Annotated in this window: 16 protein-coding genes; 13 read left to right on the top strand and 3 right to left on the bottom strand. The window is 53.4% G+C overall.

Features of this window, described 5'->3' with window-relative positions; translation table 11 throughout:
- Positions 1 to 63 precede the first annotated feature (63 nt).
- From GKC68_RS11390 to GKC68_RS11360, 7 genes are all read left to right on the top strand, one after another.
- On the top strand, positions 64 to 333 hold the full coding sequence (locus GKC68_RS11390; RefSeq protein ID WP_028724351.1) for a hypothetical protein: 270 nt from the start codon (positions 64 to 66) through the stop codon (positions 331 to 333).
- A 9-nt stretch (positions 334 to 342) separates the two neighbouring features.
- Positions 343 to 780, top strand: coding sequence for a PTS sugar transporter subunit IIA (locus tag GKC68_RS11385; protein WP_342656145.1), 438 nt, complete (start codon positions 343 to 345; stop codon positions 778 to 780).
- A complete protein-coding gene (locus GKC68_RS11380; protein WP_028724349.1) occupies positions 777 to 1418 on the top strand; it encodes a hypothetical protein in 642 nt (213 codons plus the stop codon). The genes GKC68_RS11385 and GKC68_RS11380 overlap by 4 nt, the downstream gene beginning before the upstream one ends.
- Complete coding sequence (locus tag GKC68_RS11375; RefSeq protein WP_110145658.1) at positions 1369 to 1836, top strand: DCC1-like thiol-disulfide oxidoreductase family protein; 468 nt, start codon at positions 1369 to 1371, stop codon at positions 1834 to 1836. The genes GKC68_RS11380 and GKC68_RS11375 overlap by 50 nt, the downstream gene beginning before the upstream one ends.
- Positions 1837 to 1951: 115 nt before the next feature.
- Positions 1952 to 2359, top strand: a complete 408-nt coding sequence (locus tag GKC68_RS11370) for a hypothetical protein (protein ID WP_028724347.1) — start codon at positions 1952 to 1954, stop codon at positions 2357 to 2359.
- A gap of 12 nt (positions 2360 to 2371) precedes the next feature.
- Positions 2372 to 3673, top strand: coding sequence for a sorbosone dehydrogenase family protein (locus GKC68_RS11365; protein ID WP_028724346.1), 1302 nt, complete (start codon positions 2372 to 2374; stop codon positions 3671 to 3673).
- A gap of 626 nt (positions 3674 to 4299) precedes the next feature.
- Positions 4300 to 4929, top strand: a complete 630-nt coding sequence (locus GKC68_RS11360) for a DapH/DapD/GlmU-related protein (RefSeq protein WP_272844381.1) — start codon at positions 4300 to 4302, stop codon at positions 4927 to 4929.
- 53 nt (positions 4930 to 4982) lie between these two features.
- Here the strand turns inward: GKC68_RS11360 and GKC68_RS11355 are convergent, their stop codons facing one another.
- Positions 4983 to 6449, bottom strand: coding sequence for a catalase (locus tag GKC68_RS11355; protein WP_028724344.1), 1467 nt, complete (start codon positions 6447 to 6449; stop codon positions 4983 to 4985).
- Positions 6450 to 6769: 320 nt separating this feature from the next.
- Here GKC68_RS11355 and GKC68_RS11350 point away from each other — a divergent pair, with 320 nt between their 5' ends.
- The 6 genes from GKC68_RS11350 to GKC68_RS11325 all read left to right on the top strand — a co-directional run bounded on the left by GKC68_RS11350 (position 6770) and on the right by GKC68_RS11325 (position 13090).
- Positions 6770 to 7750: a TIM barrel protein gene (locus tag GKC68_RS11350; RefSeq protein ID WP_047715165.1), complete on the top strand. Its 981-nt coding sequence runs from the start codon at positions 6770 to 6772 to the stop codon at positions 7748 to 7750.
- 65 nt (positions 7751 to 7815) lie between these two features.
- Entirely contained in the window at positions 7816 to 8856 is a 1041-nt protein-coding gene (locus GKC68_RS11345) for a substrate-binding domain-containing protein (RefSeq protein WP_028724342.1), read from the top strand.
- Positions 8857 to 8872: 16 nt separating this feature from the next.
- Positions 8873 to 10372 (top strand): sugar ABC transporter ATP-binding protein, encoded by a 1500-nt coding sequence (locus GKC68_RS11340; RefSeq protein ID WP_342656865.1) that lies wholly within the window; start codon positions 8873 to 8875, stop codon positions 10370 to 10372.
- A gap of 29 nt (positions 10373 to 10401) precedes the next feature.
- The gene (locus tag GKC68_RS11335; protein WP_028724340.1) at positions 10402 to 11373 is read left to right on the top strand and encodes a ribose ABC transporter permease; all 972 of its coding nucleotides are present in this window, start codon (positions 10402 to 10404) and stop codon (positions 11371 to 11373) included.
- Positions 11373 to 12230, top strand: a complete 858-nt coding sequence (locus tag GKC68_RS11330) for a MurR/RpiR family transcriptional regulator (RefSeq protein ID WP_028724339.1) — start codon at positions 11373 to 11375, stop codon at positions 12228 to 12230. The genes GKC68_RS11335 and GKC68_RS11330 overlap by 1 nt, the downstream gene beginning before the upstream one ends.
- 2 nt (positions 12231 to 12232) lie before the next feature.
- Positions 12233 to 13090, top strand: coding sequence for a PfkB family carbohydrate kinase (locus GKC68_RS11325; RefSeq protein ID WP_028724338.1), 858 nt, complete (start codon positions 12233 to 12235; stop codon positions 13088 to 13090).
- A 50-nt stretch (positions 13091 to 13140) separates the two neighbouring features.
- Here GKC68_RS11325 and GKC68_RS11320 read toward each other — a convergent pair whose 3' ends face one another.
- Both GKC68_RS11320 and GKC68_RS11315 read right to left on the bottom strand, forming a co-directional pair.
- Positions 13141 to 14172, bottom strand: coding sequence for an NADP-dependent oxidoreductase (locus tag GKC68_RS11320; RefSeq protein WP_058705759.1), 1032 nt, complete (start codon positions 14170 to 14172; stop codon positions 13141 to 13143).
- Positions 14173 to 14629: 457 nt separating this feature from the next.
- Complete coding sequence (locus tag GKC68_RS11315; protein WP_264227812.1) at positions 14630 to 15244, bottom strand: undecaprenyl-diphosphatase; 615 nt, start codon at positions 15242 to 15244, stop codon at positions 14630 to 14632.
- Between the last annotated feature and the right edge of the window lie 667 nt (positions 15245 to 15911).

Raw genomic sequence — 15911 nt, 5'->3', positions numbered from 1 at the left:
ACTTTTATTATCCGACGTGAATAAACCTGAAGTGCCCTGGCGCTTTTCGGGGCAGGAGACGCTATGTTTGGATTCATGAAAAAGAAAGTGGAAAATACGGCCTCAGAGGATGCAGAACGCGATCGTCAGGCTGAGCAGGTCAGTCAAAAAATAACGGTGCTGGAAGCGAAGCTGGCAGCAAATTCAGGCGACACTGAAACGCAAAAACAATTAATGCTGGAATATAACCGTGCATTATCATTGTTTGCGAAAAGTCGCCTTTACCGGGATGACATTGATCCTCTTTTTGTGAAAATTGATGAATTACGCAATCTGGTGCGTAAATCAGTTTAAGGAGCAGTAATGACCATTAAACAGTTATTACAGGAAGCCAATGCTGTTCAGGTAGGTATTGCCGCCAGGGACTGGCAGCAGGTTATCGCCATGGCGGCCAGGCCGCTGGTGGAGGGCGGCTATATTCAGGCCTCTTACCCTCAGGCGGTTATCGAGAATACGCTGACTCACGGTGCCTATTACGTGTTTGAAGAAGGTATCGCCATCCCGCATGCCCGCCCGGAAACGGGCGTGATTCGCGACTGCTTCAGCATGGTACTGCTTGCGGAGCCGGTCTCGTTTGACGGTAGCGACAAGGCGGATATTGTGATCATGTTCGGCGCCCGTGACAGTAATGCCCACATAGAAGAGGGGATTCGCGCGATTGTCACCCTGCTGGAGGATGAAGAAACGTTGGTCAGGTTACGTCAGGCCAGCAGCGTCGCGCAAGTGATGGAGATCCTATGACCAGTGAAACCGTCTTCAAGCGGGTGGTGTTGGTAAACGGCATTCCCGCCTCAGGCAAAAGCACGCTGGCCCGTGCGCTGTCACGGCGTTTTTCCCTGCCGGTTCTCACGCTGGACAGCCTGAAGGAACCTTTTATGTCCAGCTTTGCGCCGGTCGACCGCCAGCGTAACCGGCAATTGGGCTGCGCAGCGTATCAGGCCATCTGGAACATTGTCGCTCAGTCGCCGGCTGATTGCGTCTTTCTGATCGATGCCTGGTTTGGGTTTCAGCCTAAAAGCGTACTGGAGCAGGGATTAAAGCAGGCTGGCGTGAGCGAGGTGCTGGAGGTCTGGATGCAGATAGCACCGGACGCCGCCGTCGCGCGCTATCAGTCACGGCTCACGCAGCGCATGCCGGGCCATCCGGGCGCCGAGTACCTTCCCGAGCTGCGTCGCCTGGCGGAGGAGGCGCAGCCGATGGCGCTGGGGCCGCTGTTGAAAGTCAATGCCAGTGCCATTGACGAGCACGCGGTGGGCCAGTGGCTGGCTCAACATCTGAGGTGGGCAGGCTATACTGCTTCTGTTGAGGATGAAACAGAGGAAGAGCAGCATGTCACAGCCACCCTGTCTGCAAGCGGGCGAGAGCGTCGTGCTTTATGATGGCGTATGCAAACTCTGTACGGGCTGGGTGCGTTTTCTGCTGCGCCATCGGCTGGCGCGGCAGGTTCGTTTTGCGTCCGTGCAAAGTGAACAGGGCAAAAGGCTGCTGAAATGGGCTGGCCTGCCTGAGCATCATATCACTACGATCGTCTATATCCGTAGCGAGGGTCATTGGCTGCGTGCCCAGGCGGTGCTGCGGGTGATGCAGCAGTTGCCGCTGCCGTGGCGAGCGCTGAGCGTCCTGCGCGCGTTTCCCGACCCCATCAGTAATGTTTTCTACAACGCTATCGCGCTCAACCGCTACAGGCTGTTCGGGCGCGATACCGTAGAACAGGCGATTAGGGCCGATTATCCGGGGCGTTTTCTCTCATCGCCTTCGGACAGCGGTGCGGGTCAGGTTAAATCAGTAATAATATGAATTAAAACCGTCATTTTTCTTCAGGTTTACTAATATTTTACAGGCAGGTTAACGGCGTTATGGGAAAGTAATGCGCTGTGCTTGAGCTGTAATATTATTGAAAATGGAGAAAAACATGCGCAATACCTCTGGACGTTCGGCCGTCGCCGTGACGCTGTATGCTCTTCTGGAGCCTGTACCGCTTGGCTTTTTCGTGGCGGCCTGGCTGTTCGATATCATCTATATGAAAACCTTTATCATTCTCTGGTCAATCAGTGCCAGCTGGTTAATCGCCATTGGCCTTGTGATTGCCATTCTGCCCAGAATAATCAGTCTGATTTATATGTTCCGCGGCAGCACTGCGCCTGAGAAAACCCATTTCTGGCTCTCTCTGGTCGCCATCATTCTGGCTATTGCCAATGCCTTTATTCACAGCCGTGATGCGTATGCCGTGGTGCCAACGGCGACGCTTCTGTCGACCCTGGTCGTGATACTGCTGCTGCTGGCGAACGTGCAACTTGCGCTACGTCAACGTACTGCTTAAGGAGAAGCCATAATGAACATGCCGCAACAATCCCTTATTGCGCTGACGGTGATGGCCCTGCTGGCGGGGTGCGATACCGGGGCGACGATCGATCCGCAAAAGCAAATCGGTGCCAATCCCGAGTTACCGGAAGCCAAAAACTTTATGGTGCCGCCTATGCAGGTACCGGAAGGCGTACCCTGGAAGAACGGCGAAAAGCCAACGGTGGCGCAGGGGCTGAAAATTGAAAAGATTGCCGACCATCTTCAGCATCCACGTCAGGTGTATGTTCTGCCGAATAACGACATCCTGATCGCCGAATCTAACGGTATGCCAAAACCGACCACCAAGCCCAAAGAGCTGATCACCGGGCTGGTCAAAAATGCTTCGGGCAAAGGGGGCAAGGGCGGCAACCGCATCACGCTGCTGCGCAACGTAAACGGTAAATGGGAACAGCATCGCTTTATTGAAAACCTGAGTGCCCCCTTTGGTATGCAGCTGGTGGGAAACACGCTGTACGTGGCTAACGCAGACAGTCTGGTGAAATTCCCCTACAGCGAAGGGCAAACCGAAATTCGCACCGCGCCCCAGTGGGTCACCGAGTTACCCGGCGGGCCCATTAACCACCACTGGACGAAAGCGCTGTTGGCCAGCCCGGACGGCAGCAAGCTTTATGTCGGCGTCGGTTCCAACAGCAACATTACCGAGAACGGCATGGGTGCCGAATATCGCCGCGCCGCGATTCTGGAAGTGGATGCCGCCAGCGGCGCCAGCCGGATCTACGCCAGCGGGCTGCGCAATCCCACCGGTCTTGACTGGGAACCCCAGACGAAGCAGCTATGGGCGGTGATTAATGAGCGTGATGAAATCGGCTCTGACCTGGTGCCCGATTACCTTACCTCGGTTAAAGAGAACGGCTTCTATGGCTGGCCTTACAGCTATTTCGGCCAGCATGTTGACGTGCGGGCGCAGCCACAGCGGCCGGACCTGGTTGAAAAGGCGATTAAGCCGGACTATGCGCTGAGTTCGCATGTCGCACCGCTCGGACTGCTGTTCTATGGCGCTGAGAACATGCCGCAGTATCGGGGGGGCGCGTTTATCAGTGAGCACGGCAGCTGGAATCGCAAACCCCTCAACGGTTATAAAGTGATTTGGGTGAAGTTTGAGAACGGTAAACCGGTAGGGCAACCGCAAACCGTGGTATCCGGCTTCTTAACCGAAGACGAGAAACAGGTGCGTGGCTTACCGGTCGGTCTGGCCAGCGACAAACAGGGCGGTCTGATCATTGCGGATGACGCCGGTGATACGATCTGGCGGGTGAGTTCGGCGAACTAAGGCTAAACTGCACGCACAAAAAAGGATTTGGCATTACGCCAAATCCTTTTTTTATGCGTTCGTTGCCCGGCGGGTAACCGGGTGGCGAACGAGGTGCTCAGCACTCTCCACAAATTGATTGTAAAGAGGGCTGCGCAAGACTTCAAGTTTAGCGGAATTACTGTATATTTATACATGTGTTGAGTGTTGGGTATCGCCTCAGGGTTAACTGATTGCTTCCAGGGGAGCTCGGTAATGCAAATCCCGGCAGGTAACAGGTGGTGCTGACCTGTGGCTTAAACCCCGAGTGCCGCTCAGCCCTCTCCACAAAGTTGTGCTTAGGCACCTGGCGGGTAACGGTAAGGCCCTGGTTGCTGAACAGCGCGCTCCTGTTGCGGGAGAAGGAAAGTGATGGAACTGACGAAGCTGATTCTGGAAATCATCCGGATCATCTTGCAGATCATCGTTGCCCTTATGCAACTGACCGGTCATGCATATTAACCGGAACTTTGACCAAGGCGGAGCTAACCACTCCGCCTTTTTCGTTGTCAATTGCCTGTCATCTTTCCCGGCTACAGTGGCGCGGCAATCGGGTGCCTGAAAGGCACAACTTATCCAGACATCAGACCAGTTCCGGGAGTCTTTTCATGTCACTTGCCATTGTCAAACCCGCCAAACTTCAGCAGACCGAAATTGACGCCAGCGTACGTATGCGCGAAACCCAGATTGGCTCCCAGTGTGAAATTCTGGCGCACAGTTACCTTGAATACAGCACACTTGGCGACTTCTCTTACGTCGGTGAACACTGCTGCATCGCAGACAGCGCAATAGGCCGCTTCACCGCCATTGCCAATCAGGTACGCATCGGTGCACCTAACCATCCGATGGATCGGGCGTCGCAACACCGCTTTACCTATTGTCCGGAGTATTACGATGCGACGGCCACGCGCGACCACGGTTTTTTCAACGCCCGTCGGGAAGACCGGGTGATCATTGGCAACGATGTCTGGATAGGTCATGGAGTGATTGTCCTGCCTGGCGTGACGGTAGGCGATGGTGCGGTGCTGGCGGCAGGTGCGGTGGTGACCAAAGATGTGGCGCCCTATACCGTCGTGGGTGGCGTGCCGGCTAAACCGATCCGCGTTCGTTTTCATCCGGCGATTGCAACCCGGCTACAGCAGATTGCCTGGTGGAACTGGCCGCTGGAAAAAATCATGGCTAACCTCGCCGATTTTCAGTCAGGAGATATTGAGCAGTTTTGTGCCAGACATGGCTAGGCGCGTTTGCGCAAAAGAGTAACGGTGGCTTACGCCACCGTCAGATGGGCGGGTTATCGCTTAGCGCGTGCTTCCTGCACCTTGCTGGCGATACGATCGCCAATGGTTTGGTCTATGTTGCGCCAGTACTGGAAAGCTCGCGAAAGCACCGGCTCTTCAACCCCGTTCAGCAGATGACCGCTAACGTTGTTGACGAGCCTGTCGCGCGCGGCATCATCCATCACCTTGTTGATCAGGGTATTTGCCTGGCCCACGTCGTCATCGTCCTGACGCAGCGAGTAAGGGGCACGAACCATGTCGCCGCTGGCTGACCAGACCGAGTCGGTGGGATAGCGGTCGCCGTCTGCCACCGGGCCGCCTTTGCTGTTGGGAGCGTAAACCGGGTCGGATACCGGATTCATCCGCATCGCCCCGTCTTTGCTGTAGCTGTTCACCGGCGACTGCGGGGCATTAACCGGGATTTGTTTATAGTTCACCCCGAGCCGTGCGCGATGGGCGTCGGCATAGGCAAACACGCGACCCATCAGCATCTTATCCGGGCTGAGCCCGATGCCGGGGACCAGATTATTCGGTTCAAATGCGGCTTGTTCAATTTGCGCATGGTTGTCCGTTGGATTGCGGTTCAGCGTCAGCTTGCCGACTTTAATCAGCGGATAATCACTGTGCGGCCACACCTTGGTCAAATCGAAAGGATTGAAACGATAGCTGTCAGCCTCAGCAAACGGCATGATCTGCATGTACAGGGTCCAGCTCGGGAACTGGCCGTTTTTGATCGACATAAACAGGTCACGCGTATGGTAATCGCCATCTTCGCCTGCCAGTTTATCGGCTTGCTCCTGCGTCAGGTATTCAATGCCCTGGTCGGTATGAAAATGGTATTTCACCCAGAACTTTTCACCCTGTTCATTGACCCACATATAAGTGTGGCTGGAATACCCATTCATATGACGCCAGTTCTTAGGAATCCCGCGGTCGCCCATCAGCCAGGTGACCTGATGCGAGGATTCGGGTGACAGCGTCCAGAAATCCCACTGCATATCGTTGTCACGCAGATTGTTATCGGCGCGGCGCTTTTGCGAGCGAATAAAGTGCTGAAACTTCATGGGATCGCGAATAAAGAACACCGGTGTGTTGTTGCCCACCATGTCGTAGTTGCCTTCGCGGGTGTAAAACTTAATGGAAAATCCGCGCGGATCGCGCCAGGTATCGGGGCTGCCGCGTTCGCCAGCCACCGTTGAAAAACGCATCACCACGTCAGTTTTGGTGCCCGGCTGAAAAACGTTGGCTTTGGTGTAGCGACTCACATCTTCAGTCACTTCAAAAAAACCAAATGCGCCGCTTCCTTTTGCATGAGGCTGCCGCTCGGGAATGCGTTCCCGGTTGAAGTTGGCCATCTGCTCAATCAGGTAATGGTCGTGAAGCACCAGGGGGCCATCGGGACCGACGGAAAGGGAATGCTCATCGCTGGCCACCGGAATACCGGCATCGGTTGTGGTGGGTTTACGCTCATCATGACTCATCGAAATAGTCTCCATTTTTATAAGGGTAATGCATGGAGTAAGCGTAGCGCATATCTGGCCATTGCATCGGCCAATCCTCCCAGGTTTTTCCCTTTACTGCTGCCGGCCATTCCGGACCTGGCGCAGTCGTCAACGTTTTGCTGACGGCCCCGCAGGTCGTTGCCCTTGGTAATTAATTCGTGACCGCTCTCGCATTTTGGTTATTTCGGCGAAAACAAGGATTGCGTGTTCACGCAAGAAGCGTAAATTCTAATATAACTTCACAGTTAGTTGTGAAAAAGGAAAGTACATTACAACCCTGTTATTAAGGATTGAGCCTCATGTCAGATTTAAAGTTTGCTACTCGTCTTAACTCCTTTGCTTCGGGGGCACATCTCTACTGGCCAGATTTGCAGGGCAAGCCCTCTGTACTCCAAATGGTTGCGCGCGCGGGCACGGTTAAAGGTTTAACGCATTTGGATCTCAACTATCCCCAGCACCTCACCAGTGACAGCAAAACGCTGCGCCAGGCTATTGAGGATGCCGGGCTGGCGGTCAACGGTATGCAAATGCGGTGGGATGCACCTCAGTTCAAAATTGGCGCATTCACCCATCCGGATCCGAAAATTCGCCGTGAGGCGATTGACCTGACCAAGCGGGGAATCGATACCGGACGGGAATTTGGCTCCCGCTTAATGACGTTATGGATGGGCCAGGACGGTTTCGACTACTGCTTCCAGGTCGATTACAAAAAAATCTGGGAAGACGCCGTCAGCGCGGTGCGTGAAATCGCCGACTATGCGCCGGACGTGGATGTGAGCATTGAATACAAACCCAACGAGCCGCGTGCCTACAGCATTTTTCCCAACGTGACCACCTGCCTGCTGGCCGTCGAAGAGGCCGGAAGCCCGAATCTCGGCATCACGCTGGATTTTGCCCATGTCCTGTTCGCCAATGAAATTCCTGCATGGGCGGCGGCCATGGTGGCGCGTCGTTCCCGGCTGCTGGGGCTGGATTTAAACGACGGCTGGGGCAAACGTGATGACGGACTGATGGCGGCATCGGTTAACCCGCGCGCCACGTTGGAGTTTCTGTGGCAGATGCAGCGTGATGGTTATCAGGGCGCCTACTATTTTGACACCTTCCCGGATGCCAGCGGACTGGATCCGGTACGTGAAGCCGAAACCAACATTGCCACCGTGACGCGACTACTCAAGCTTTGCGACCAGCTTAATGATAATCCGGCGCTGGCAGAAGCGATCAGCCGTCAGGATGCGGTCGCCTCACAGCAAATCGTTAACGACATTATGCTGGCGCGTTAACGCACGACGCCGGCTGCAGAACAGCAATTTCTTACCCTACAAACGCAGAATAAAAGGCTGAAAAAATGAAAAAACGTTTACTCGCCGTTATCGCTTCGTCGCTCTTGTGTGCCAGCGTGTATGCCGCCGATCTGGCTCCGCTCAAGTCCGATACGGAACAGGACCGCACCGACTGGTCAACGCTCGACAGTCGCTATGGCGCGATGCCTAAAGTCGATAAATCGCTCAAAATCGGTGGCGTATCCAAAACCCTGACCAATGAATACTGGCGTTTGCTGGGCGAAGGCTACCAGAACGCCGCCAAAAAATATGGCATCACCGTGGCTTATCAGGCCGCAGCAAATGAAGACGATCAACTGGGCCAGTTGTCGATTGCCGAAACCCTGATTTCTCAGGGCTATAACGGCCTGCTGGTCTCTCCGCAAACCGATATTAACCTTGAGCCTGCACTGGAAAGCGCCAACAGTAAAAAAATCCCGGTCGTGAACGTCAACGACGCGGTTATGCCGAATGCGGAACACTACGTCGGTAATGTCCAGAAAGACAACGGCGTGCGCGTAGCGAAATGGTTTATCGAGCACCATCCTCAGGGCGGCAAGGTTGCGGTGATTGAAGGACAGCCTGGCGTCTATGCTGCCGGTCAGCGCACCAGCGGCTTCAAAGAAACGCTCAAGGCCAACGGTAAATTCAATGTGGTGGCCAGCGTACCGGCCAACTGGAGTCGTGAGCAGGCCTTTAATGCGGCGAGCACTATCCTGCAACAGCATCCTGACCTGATCGGCTTTTATGCCAATAACGACACGATGGCGCTGGGCGTGGTGGAAGCGGTACGCTCCATGGACAAAGCCAAGCAGGTGGCCGTATTCGGAACGGATGGGATCTCTGATGCCTATGCCTCCATCAAGCGCGGCGAACTGACCGGTACCGTGGACAGCTTCCCGGTGCTGACGGGTGAAGTGGCGATGGATGTGGTCCTGCGTTTGATTAACGGCCAGAAAATCTCGCGCGTGGTCTCCACACCGCAGGCGCTGATCACCAAAGAGAATGCGGATGCATTTTCAACCAAGGACATGGATAAGCTGCGTCAACTGTTAGCTAAACAGTAAGCCTGGCGGAGAGCGTATGGAACAGTATCGTTTAATGATGCGTGGCATCAATAAAACCTACGGCAGCGCCGCGGCTTTACAAAATGTCGACTTTTTTGTGAAGCCCGGTGAAGTGCATGCCTTGATCGGTGAGAATGGCGCGGGGAAATCTACACTGTTAAACATTCTCTCCGGCGTGCGCGGCGCGGACAGTGGCGAAATCAGCGTCAACGGCGAGACGGTGCAGATGAAAAATCCACTCAGCGCGCGTCATGCGGGGATCGCGATGATCCATCAGGAACTGCAGCATGTTCCAGAGCTCTCGGTCGCGCAGAATATGTTTCTGGGCCGCCCACTGACCAAAGCAAAAGGCTGGTGGGTGGATAAAAATGCCCAGCTGTCGCGTGCCGCGCTGATTCTGAAACGGCTCGATCCCACGATCGATCCCAACAGCCCGATTAAACATCTTAAGGTTTCGCAGCAGCAGATTGTTGAAATAGCCCGGGCGTTGCTGGATGACGCCAAAATCATCGCGATGGATGAGCCGACGTCCAGTCTGACGCCGCGCGAGTTTGACCGGCTGGCTGAACTGATCGCCGATCTCAAATCGCTGGGCGTCTCTTTAATCTACGTATCACATAAGATGAACGAGATTTTCAGAGTCTGTGACCGGGCGACGATCATGCGCGATGGCAAACAGGTTGGGGTGGTGAACATCTGCGATGAAGATGAAGAAAGCATCGTGGCTAAAATGGTCGGGCGCAAAATAGAACGGCTCGATCACAACGCCTTTGTCACCGCTCAGGAAGTATTACGCGTCGAAAATCTGGCGCGTGGCAATGAAATATCGCCCGCTAATTTTAGCGTCAACGCCGGGGAAGTGTTGGGCATTGCGGGGCTGGTAGGCGCAGGACGTACTGAGTTGCTCAAGCTGATTGCCGGTATCGACAGGCGCAGCAGCGGCACGGTGAAGGTCAATGGGTATTCCGTTCCAAACCATAATATCAGCGCTGCTATAAAAGCGGGGATTGGTCTGGTGCCGGAAGATCGTAAAAAAGAGGGCATCATTAAAGCCCGCCCGGTGAAAATGAATATGGCGCTGCCGTCCATGCGTCAGTTCACCCTGGGCGGCGTGATCAATAAACAGCGGTTAAACAGGGCAGCAAACGAGGTGATGAGCGATCTTAAACTGCGTCCTATGGATATCGAAAAAACCATCGGTACGCTCAGTGGCGGTAATCAACAAAAAGTCATTATCGGACGCTGGGTAGCTGCTGATGCAAAAGTCTTCTTATTCGATGAACCCACGCGCGGCATTGATATTGGTGCCAAGTCAGAAATTTATAATTTAATTGAACGACTGGCGAAGGCAGGTAAAGCCATTATTGTTGTCTCATCTGAAATGACGGAAATCATTCGTATCTCCGATCGTGTACTGGTGATGCGCGAAGGGAAAATCACCAAAGAGTTAAAGGGCGAGGCTATCACCGAAGACAATATTGCCCGTTTTGCCATTAAAGATGTTGAAACTGCCTGATCTAATACCTGTATATAAAGGCGATAACCATGACGAGTGAAACGAACATGCAGCCGGTGAGCCGCGTCTCTCCGCTGTTAAAATTCAATGTGCGCGATGCCGGCACGTTAATTGGATTACTGATTATTGTGGTGACATTTTCTTTTCTGTCGCCGGTATTTTTTACCGTTCCGAATCTGCTCAATATTTTGCAGCAGTCATCCATAAATGCCTTAATTGCGCTGGGCATGACGCTGGTGATCATTTCAGGCGGAATTGATTTATCGGTTGGGCCAACGGCTGCGCTCTCTGCCGTATTGGGTGCCACGCTGATGGTGTCTGGCGTGCCGGTGCCGCTGGCCATCATGGCCACGCTATGCGTCGGCGCAGTCAGCGGGATATTTAGCGGTACGCTTATCGCTTATGCCGGGCTGCAACCCTTTATCGTCACGCTGGGTGGCCTGTCGCTGTTTCGTGCCATCGCGCTGATCTACACCGGCGGTAATCCCGTATTCGGTATTCCCATGTCGTTCCGTAGCCTGATCAACGGCACGGTGTTCGGCGTGCCCACGCCGATCGTCGTGGTTGCCGTGATTGCGCTGTGCCTCTGGACGGTGATGAATAAAACCCCGCTGGGAGAGTACATTCTGGCCATTGGCGGTAATGAAGAAGCGGCCCGCGTGGCAGGTGTGCCGGTTAAACGCACCAAAGTCACCGTTTACGTGATATCTGGCATGCTGGCCTCTCTGGCGTCGCTGATTCTGATTGGTCGTCTGGGTGCGGCGGAACCCACCATTGGCAACCTGTGGGAGTTGGATGCCATTGCGGCCGCTGCCATCGGCGGTGCGTCACTGATGGGCGGCAAAGGCAGTATCTTTGGCACCCTGATTGGCGTGATTATTCTCGGGGCGTTACGTAACGGCCTGACCTTGCTCAATATTCAGGCGTTTTATCAATTGCTCGCTACGGGCCTTATTATTATCATAGCGATGTTGATTGACCGAGCGACCCGAGGCAAGTAATGAAGCAAGATCCGCGAGCCATTGGCGCTCAAATTCGTATGCGATTACCCCAACTGACGCCGTTAGAACGGCGAGTCATTGAGGCAATCATTGCCAGAACGGATATCACCGAACACACGTCTTTAAAAGAGATTGCGCAGGAAAACGGCGTATCGGAAGCCATGATAGTTAAGATCACCAAAAAGCTTAACTTCACGGGGTTCAGGAATTTCAGAAGCAGTTTAGTTTATTATAACGCCTCTGAAGTGGCAGGTTTACATGCGGAAATTGAGCCCGATGATTCATCGGAACAATTACTGGCAAAAGTCTTCAGAACATCTATTCAGGCTATTGAAGAAACGTTGTCGATTTTAGATGTATCTGAATTTAACCGCGCAGCAGACATTATTTTTAAGGCGCGTCATATTGATCTTTATGCGGTAGGGGGATCGGCCACGGTTGCCCGCGATCTCTCCCACAAAATGCTGAAAATCGGCATTAAGTCCACCGCCTACGATGACGCCCATATTATGCTGATGTCTGCCGCCGTGTTATCTGACGATGATGTCGTGATTGCGATTAGTCACTCCGGTGCGACGCGTGCTGTTAACGATCCGGTTAAATTAGCCGGACGTAACGGTGCCAGAGTGATTGTGATTACGAATTACGCCGAGTCGCCTATTGCGCGTCATGCGCATGTGGTACTTAATTCAACTTCTCAGGGATCGCATCTGTTAGGTGAAAATGCCGCATCACGAATTGCCCAGCTGAATATACTGGATGCGCTGTTCGTGGCCATCGCGAAAAAGGATTTAACGCGTGCGGAGAAAAACCTGATGAAAACCCAGCATGCGGTTCAGGATCTACGGGAATTCTGAGCATGAGTAAAATTGCAGTCACCGGCAGTCTTCACTACGACATTATGCTTGATGCGCATCATCGGCCTGAAAAAGGCGAAACGGTGATGGGAACCGCCTGCCACTACAAGTTTGGGGGCAAGGGTGGCAATCAGGCGATAGCGGCCGCAAAAGCAGGTGCAGATGTCCGTTTCATTGGTGCGGTAGGGGCCGATGAGCAGGGCGCGTTTTTGCTGAAAACGCTGCGCCAGGCAGGGGTGAATACCGACGCGGTCACGAAAATTGACGATATGGCGTCTGGCATGAGCGTTGCCATTACCGATGCTGAAGGCGATTACGGCGCGGTGGTGGTGTCCAACGCCAATCAACATATCGCTGCCGAGCCGTTCATGCAGGCCGGTTTCTGGCAGGATGTGTCGATGCTGGTGCTGCAGAATGAGGTGCCGGAAGCCATTAATCTGGTCGCGGCGCAGGCGGCGCGGCAGCAGCGGATTCCGGTGTGCATTAATGCGGCGCCGGCCCGGCCACTCTCTCCCGAATTTGCGCGCTGCATTGATTTGCTGGTGGTGAATGGGGTTGAAGCCCGGGATATGACTGGCATCGCGGTGACCGATCTGGCCTCAGCCAGTCAGGCTGCAGCACAGCTGGCACTGCGTTTTGACCGCGTGGTGGTGACTGCCGGAGAGCACGGCGTGGCCTTCAGCGAAGCAGGGGAAACGCAGGCTTTTCCTGCCCGTCAGGTCACGCTGGTCAGCACCCATGGCGCCGGCGACTGCTTCATGGGCGTGCTGTGTCAGGCGCTTAACGAGGGCGATAAACTCGCGGGCGCCGTCGCTAAAGCCAACAATGCGGCGGCAGATCACGTTTCCCGCCCGGCCTGATAAAAAAAATGCAACGTCAGTGACGTTGCATTTTGCCAGTCAGAGCGAGATTACAGGGCCACTTTAACGACCGTTTTCCCAAAGTTTTTGCCGTTCAGCATATCAATAAACGCTTTAGGGGCATTTTCCAGGCCCTCAATAACGTGCTCGCGATACTGAATTTTCTTGCTCTCTACCAGCGGGGTCATGGCTTTCAGAAACTCCGGATAGCGATCGCCGTAGTCCTGGAAAATAATGAAACCCTGCATGCGAATACGGCGTTTCAGAATGCCTGCCATAATCAGCGAGGTTCTGTCCGGACCGGCAGGCAGCTCTTTCTGGCTGTAGGCGGAAACCAGCCCACAAACCGGCACGCGCGCGGCAGTGTTCAACAGCGGGAACACGGCATCGAACACTTTACCGCCCACGTTTTCGAAATAGATATCAATACCGTCCGGGCAGGCGTTTTTCAGCTGCTCTTCAAAGTCCTGACTGTGATGATTGATACAGGCATCGAACCCCAGATTTTCAACGGCATGGCGGCATTTCTCTTCACCGCCAGCCACGCCTACCACGCGGCAGCCTTTCATTTTACCTAACTGGCCCACGGTGGCGCCTACCGGACCCGTTGCGGCGGCAACCACAAGGGTTTCACCTTCTTTCGGCTGACCGATATCCATTAATCCCATATAGGCCGTAAAGCCGGGCATGCCGAGAATACCCAGCGCCCAGGAAGGATGGGGTAGATCGTTATCCAGGCGGGCAACCTCTTTGCCATTAGAAACCGCATATTCCTGCCAGCCGCTCTGTGAAAGTACCCAGTCGCCTTCTTTAAACTCACCGTTTTTTGATGCGACGACCTGACAGACCGTACCGCCCACCATCGGCTGATCCAGCTCGGCCGGTGGCGCGTAAGATTTTCCCTCGTCCATGCGTCCACGCATGTAAGGGTCGAGTGACAGATAAATCGTCCGCAGTAAAATCTCGCCCTCTTTGATCTCAGGCGTTGGCTGCGCAACATAACGGAAATTATCTTCCGTTGGTTCACCCTGTGGGCGTGAAGCCAAAAGCCAGGCGTGATTTGTTGTCGATTGTTCAGTCATAGTGTCGTCCTTTGCATAAGCAAACCGCTGAGGCTTGCCGGGAATGAATGGCTAAAGTGTAGATGAGTGATAAAAGCATGCTTAACCCTGCTGGCTGTTAACGTGCAGCCAGAAAAGGGTCAGGTGGCGCGCCACTAAGCGCGGCGCGTCTTTGACAGGGCATTCGGATTGCTCTGAATCCACGGCGAGGAGGTGGGTAAAGGGATGCCCCGGTTAATCAGATGCGTGCTGAGCGCCCGGCGCCACGCGTTCAAGTTTTAGCCTGACGCCTTGAACGTAGCACATGACATAAAGCCTGTTTTGGCGGATGTCAGCAGACCTGAAAACAGGTCAGTATGGCCTTTCTCTGACGCTTGCGTTAATGCAGGACGCTGCTGAACGCGCATCTTACAAGAGCAATCCTGGCACGGGATACGCTTCAACGCCCTGTTTCACGCGCGCTCTGCGTCTGCACCCGTCATCTTCTGTTGCACCAGCGAACAAGCTTCAAGGGTAAAAAGCTGAGAAGCAATAGTAATAGTGCTTCAAAAAGAGAGAGCAGTGATACGCCCTTGTGTCGCCACATGCGTTGGGTCACCAACACCGCTAAAACGGCCATCGCAAGTGAGCCTGCCATGTCTAATGGAAAATGAACACCCAGAAAAATACGTGCCCAGGCGACCAGCGCTGACATCAGTGCCAGTGCGATGCCGCCGATCCAGCTGCGTCGTGCCAGTAACGCCAGTGTGATACTCAAAAAAAGCGTACCGTGGTCGCTGGGAAAAGACGAGTCCGCCACGTGATCAATCCAGAGATGACCCAGACGAATCATAAACGGGCGCGGATGGAACCAGACAGCAGAGCACAGGAAGCCCAGGCACAGTCCGGTAAATGCCGTTGCTGCCGCAAACAAGGCGGTTTCACGTTCCTCTCGTCCACCGGCAAACCAGTAGATAAGCAGAATAAGCGGCAGCAAAAAAATCAGGTATTGAGCGCAGAAAATACCAAAATCGATCAGCCATTCAGTCGTCCCGGGAAGGGCGTTGATTTTCAGAAATAAAGCCTGATTGTATGTCTCAAGCGCATTGCCCATTTACGTATGTGTCCGTTGGGAGAATAAAACGCCCATTTTCCGGTCAAGACATTAAAGAAACCTTAACGTCATTTTTGTTTACTTTAAAAAAGCATTTCACTGTTATCTTCGCTCAGAAATCCATCACAGAAAAATTGTGTTAAGTTGGTTTGGTAATAATTACTTGATAAATATTGTACGCGCACCTGTTTTAGCAATACCTGAAGTTAAATTTTCCAGGTAGCATCGGAAGCGCCATCTTAAGGGAATGATGTTGGGCGTTTACAGTGAGTGTTAAAAAGACCTTTATATCAAAGTGATAAATTAAAGCATGTGCCGATTTTTATCGGTTGAAAAGCTCATCTCACTCGGATAAAGATGAAGGCGATGACGCCCTGATTTATCTTATTGATTGTTCGCGACTTTACTACAAAACGCATGGCAGAAAGAAAAAACGTTTGCTGAAATTATTGTCCCTTCACGTTATGAAACTTTTTATAACAATATATTCAATCTGCCTTCGTTATGGTCAGAACCGCACAACTACTGGGATCTGCATCCCTGGTTGATCGTCCCGACCGTTTTGTCCGCTATAAACTCACAATTCTAATCTATAAATAATTCCCGATCCGCCGTTAAAGGTACTAAGACGAGAAAAACTTCATTCGTAGCCTCATTACCTGCGAAT

The organism is Pantoea sp. RSPAM1, assembly GCF_038816185.1.
In the GTDB taxonomy this organism is placed as follows: Bacteria; Pseudomonadota; Gammaproteobacteria; order Enterobacterales; family Enterobacteriaceae; genus Pantoea; species Pantoea ananatis.
This window is presented reverse-complemented; position numbering and strand designations above follow the sequence as displayed.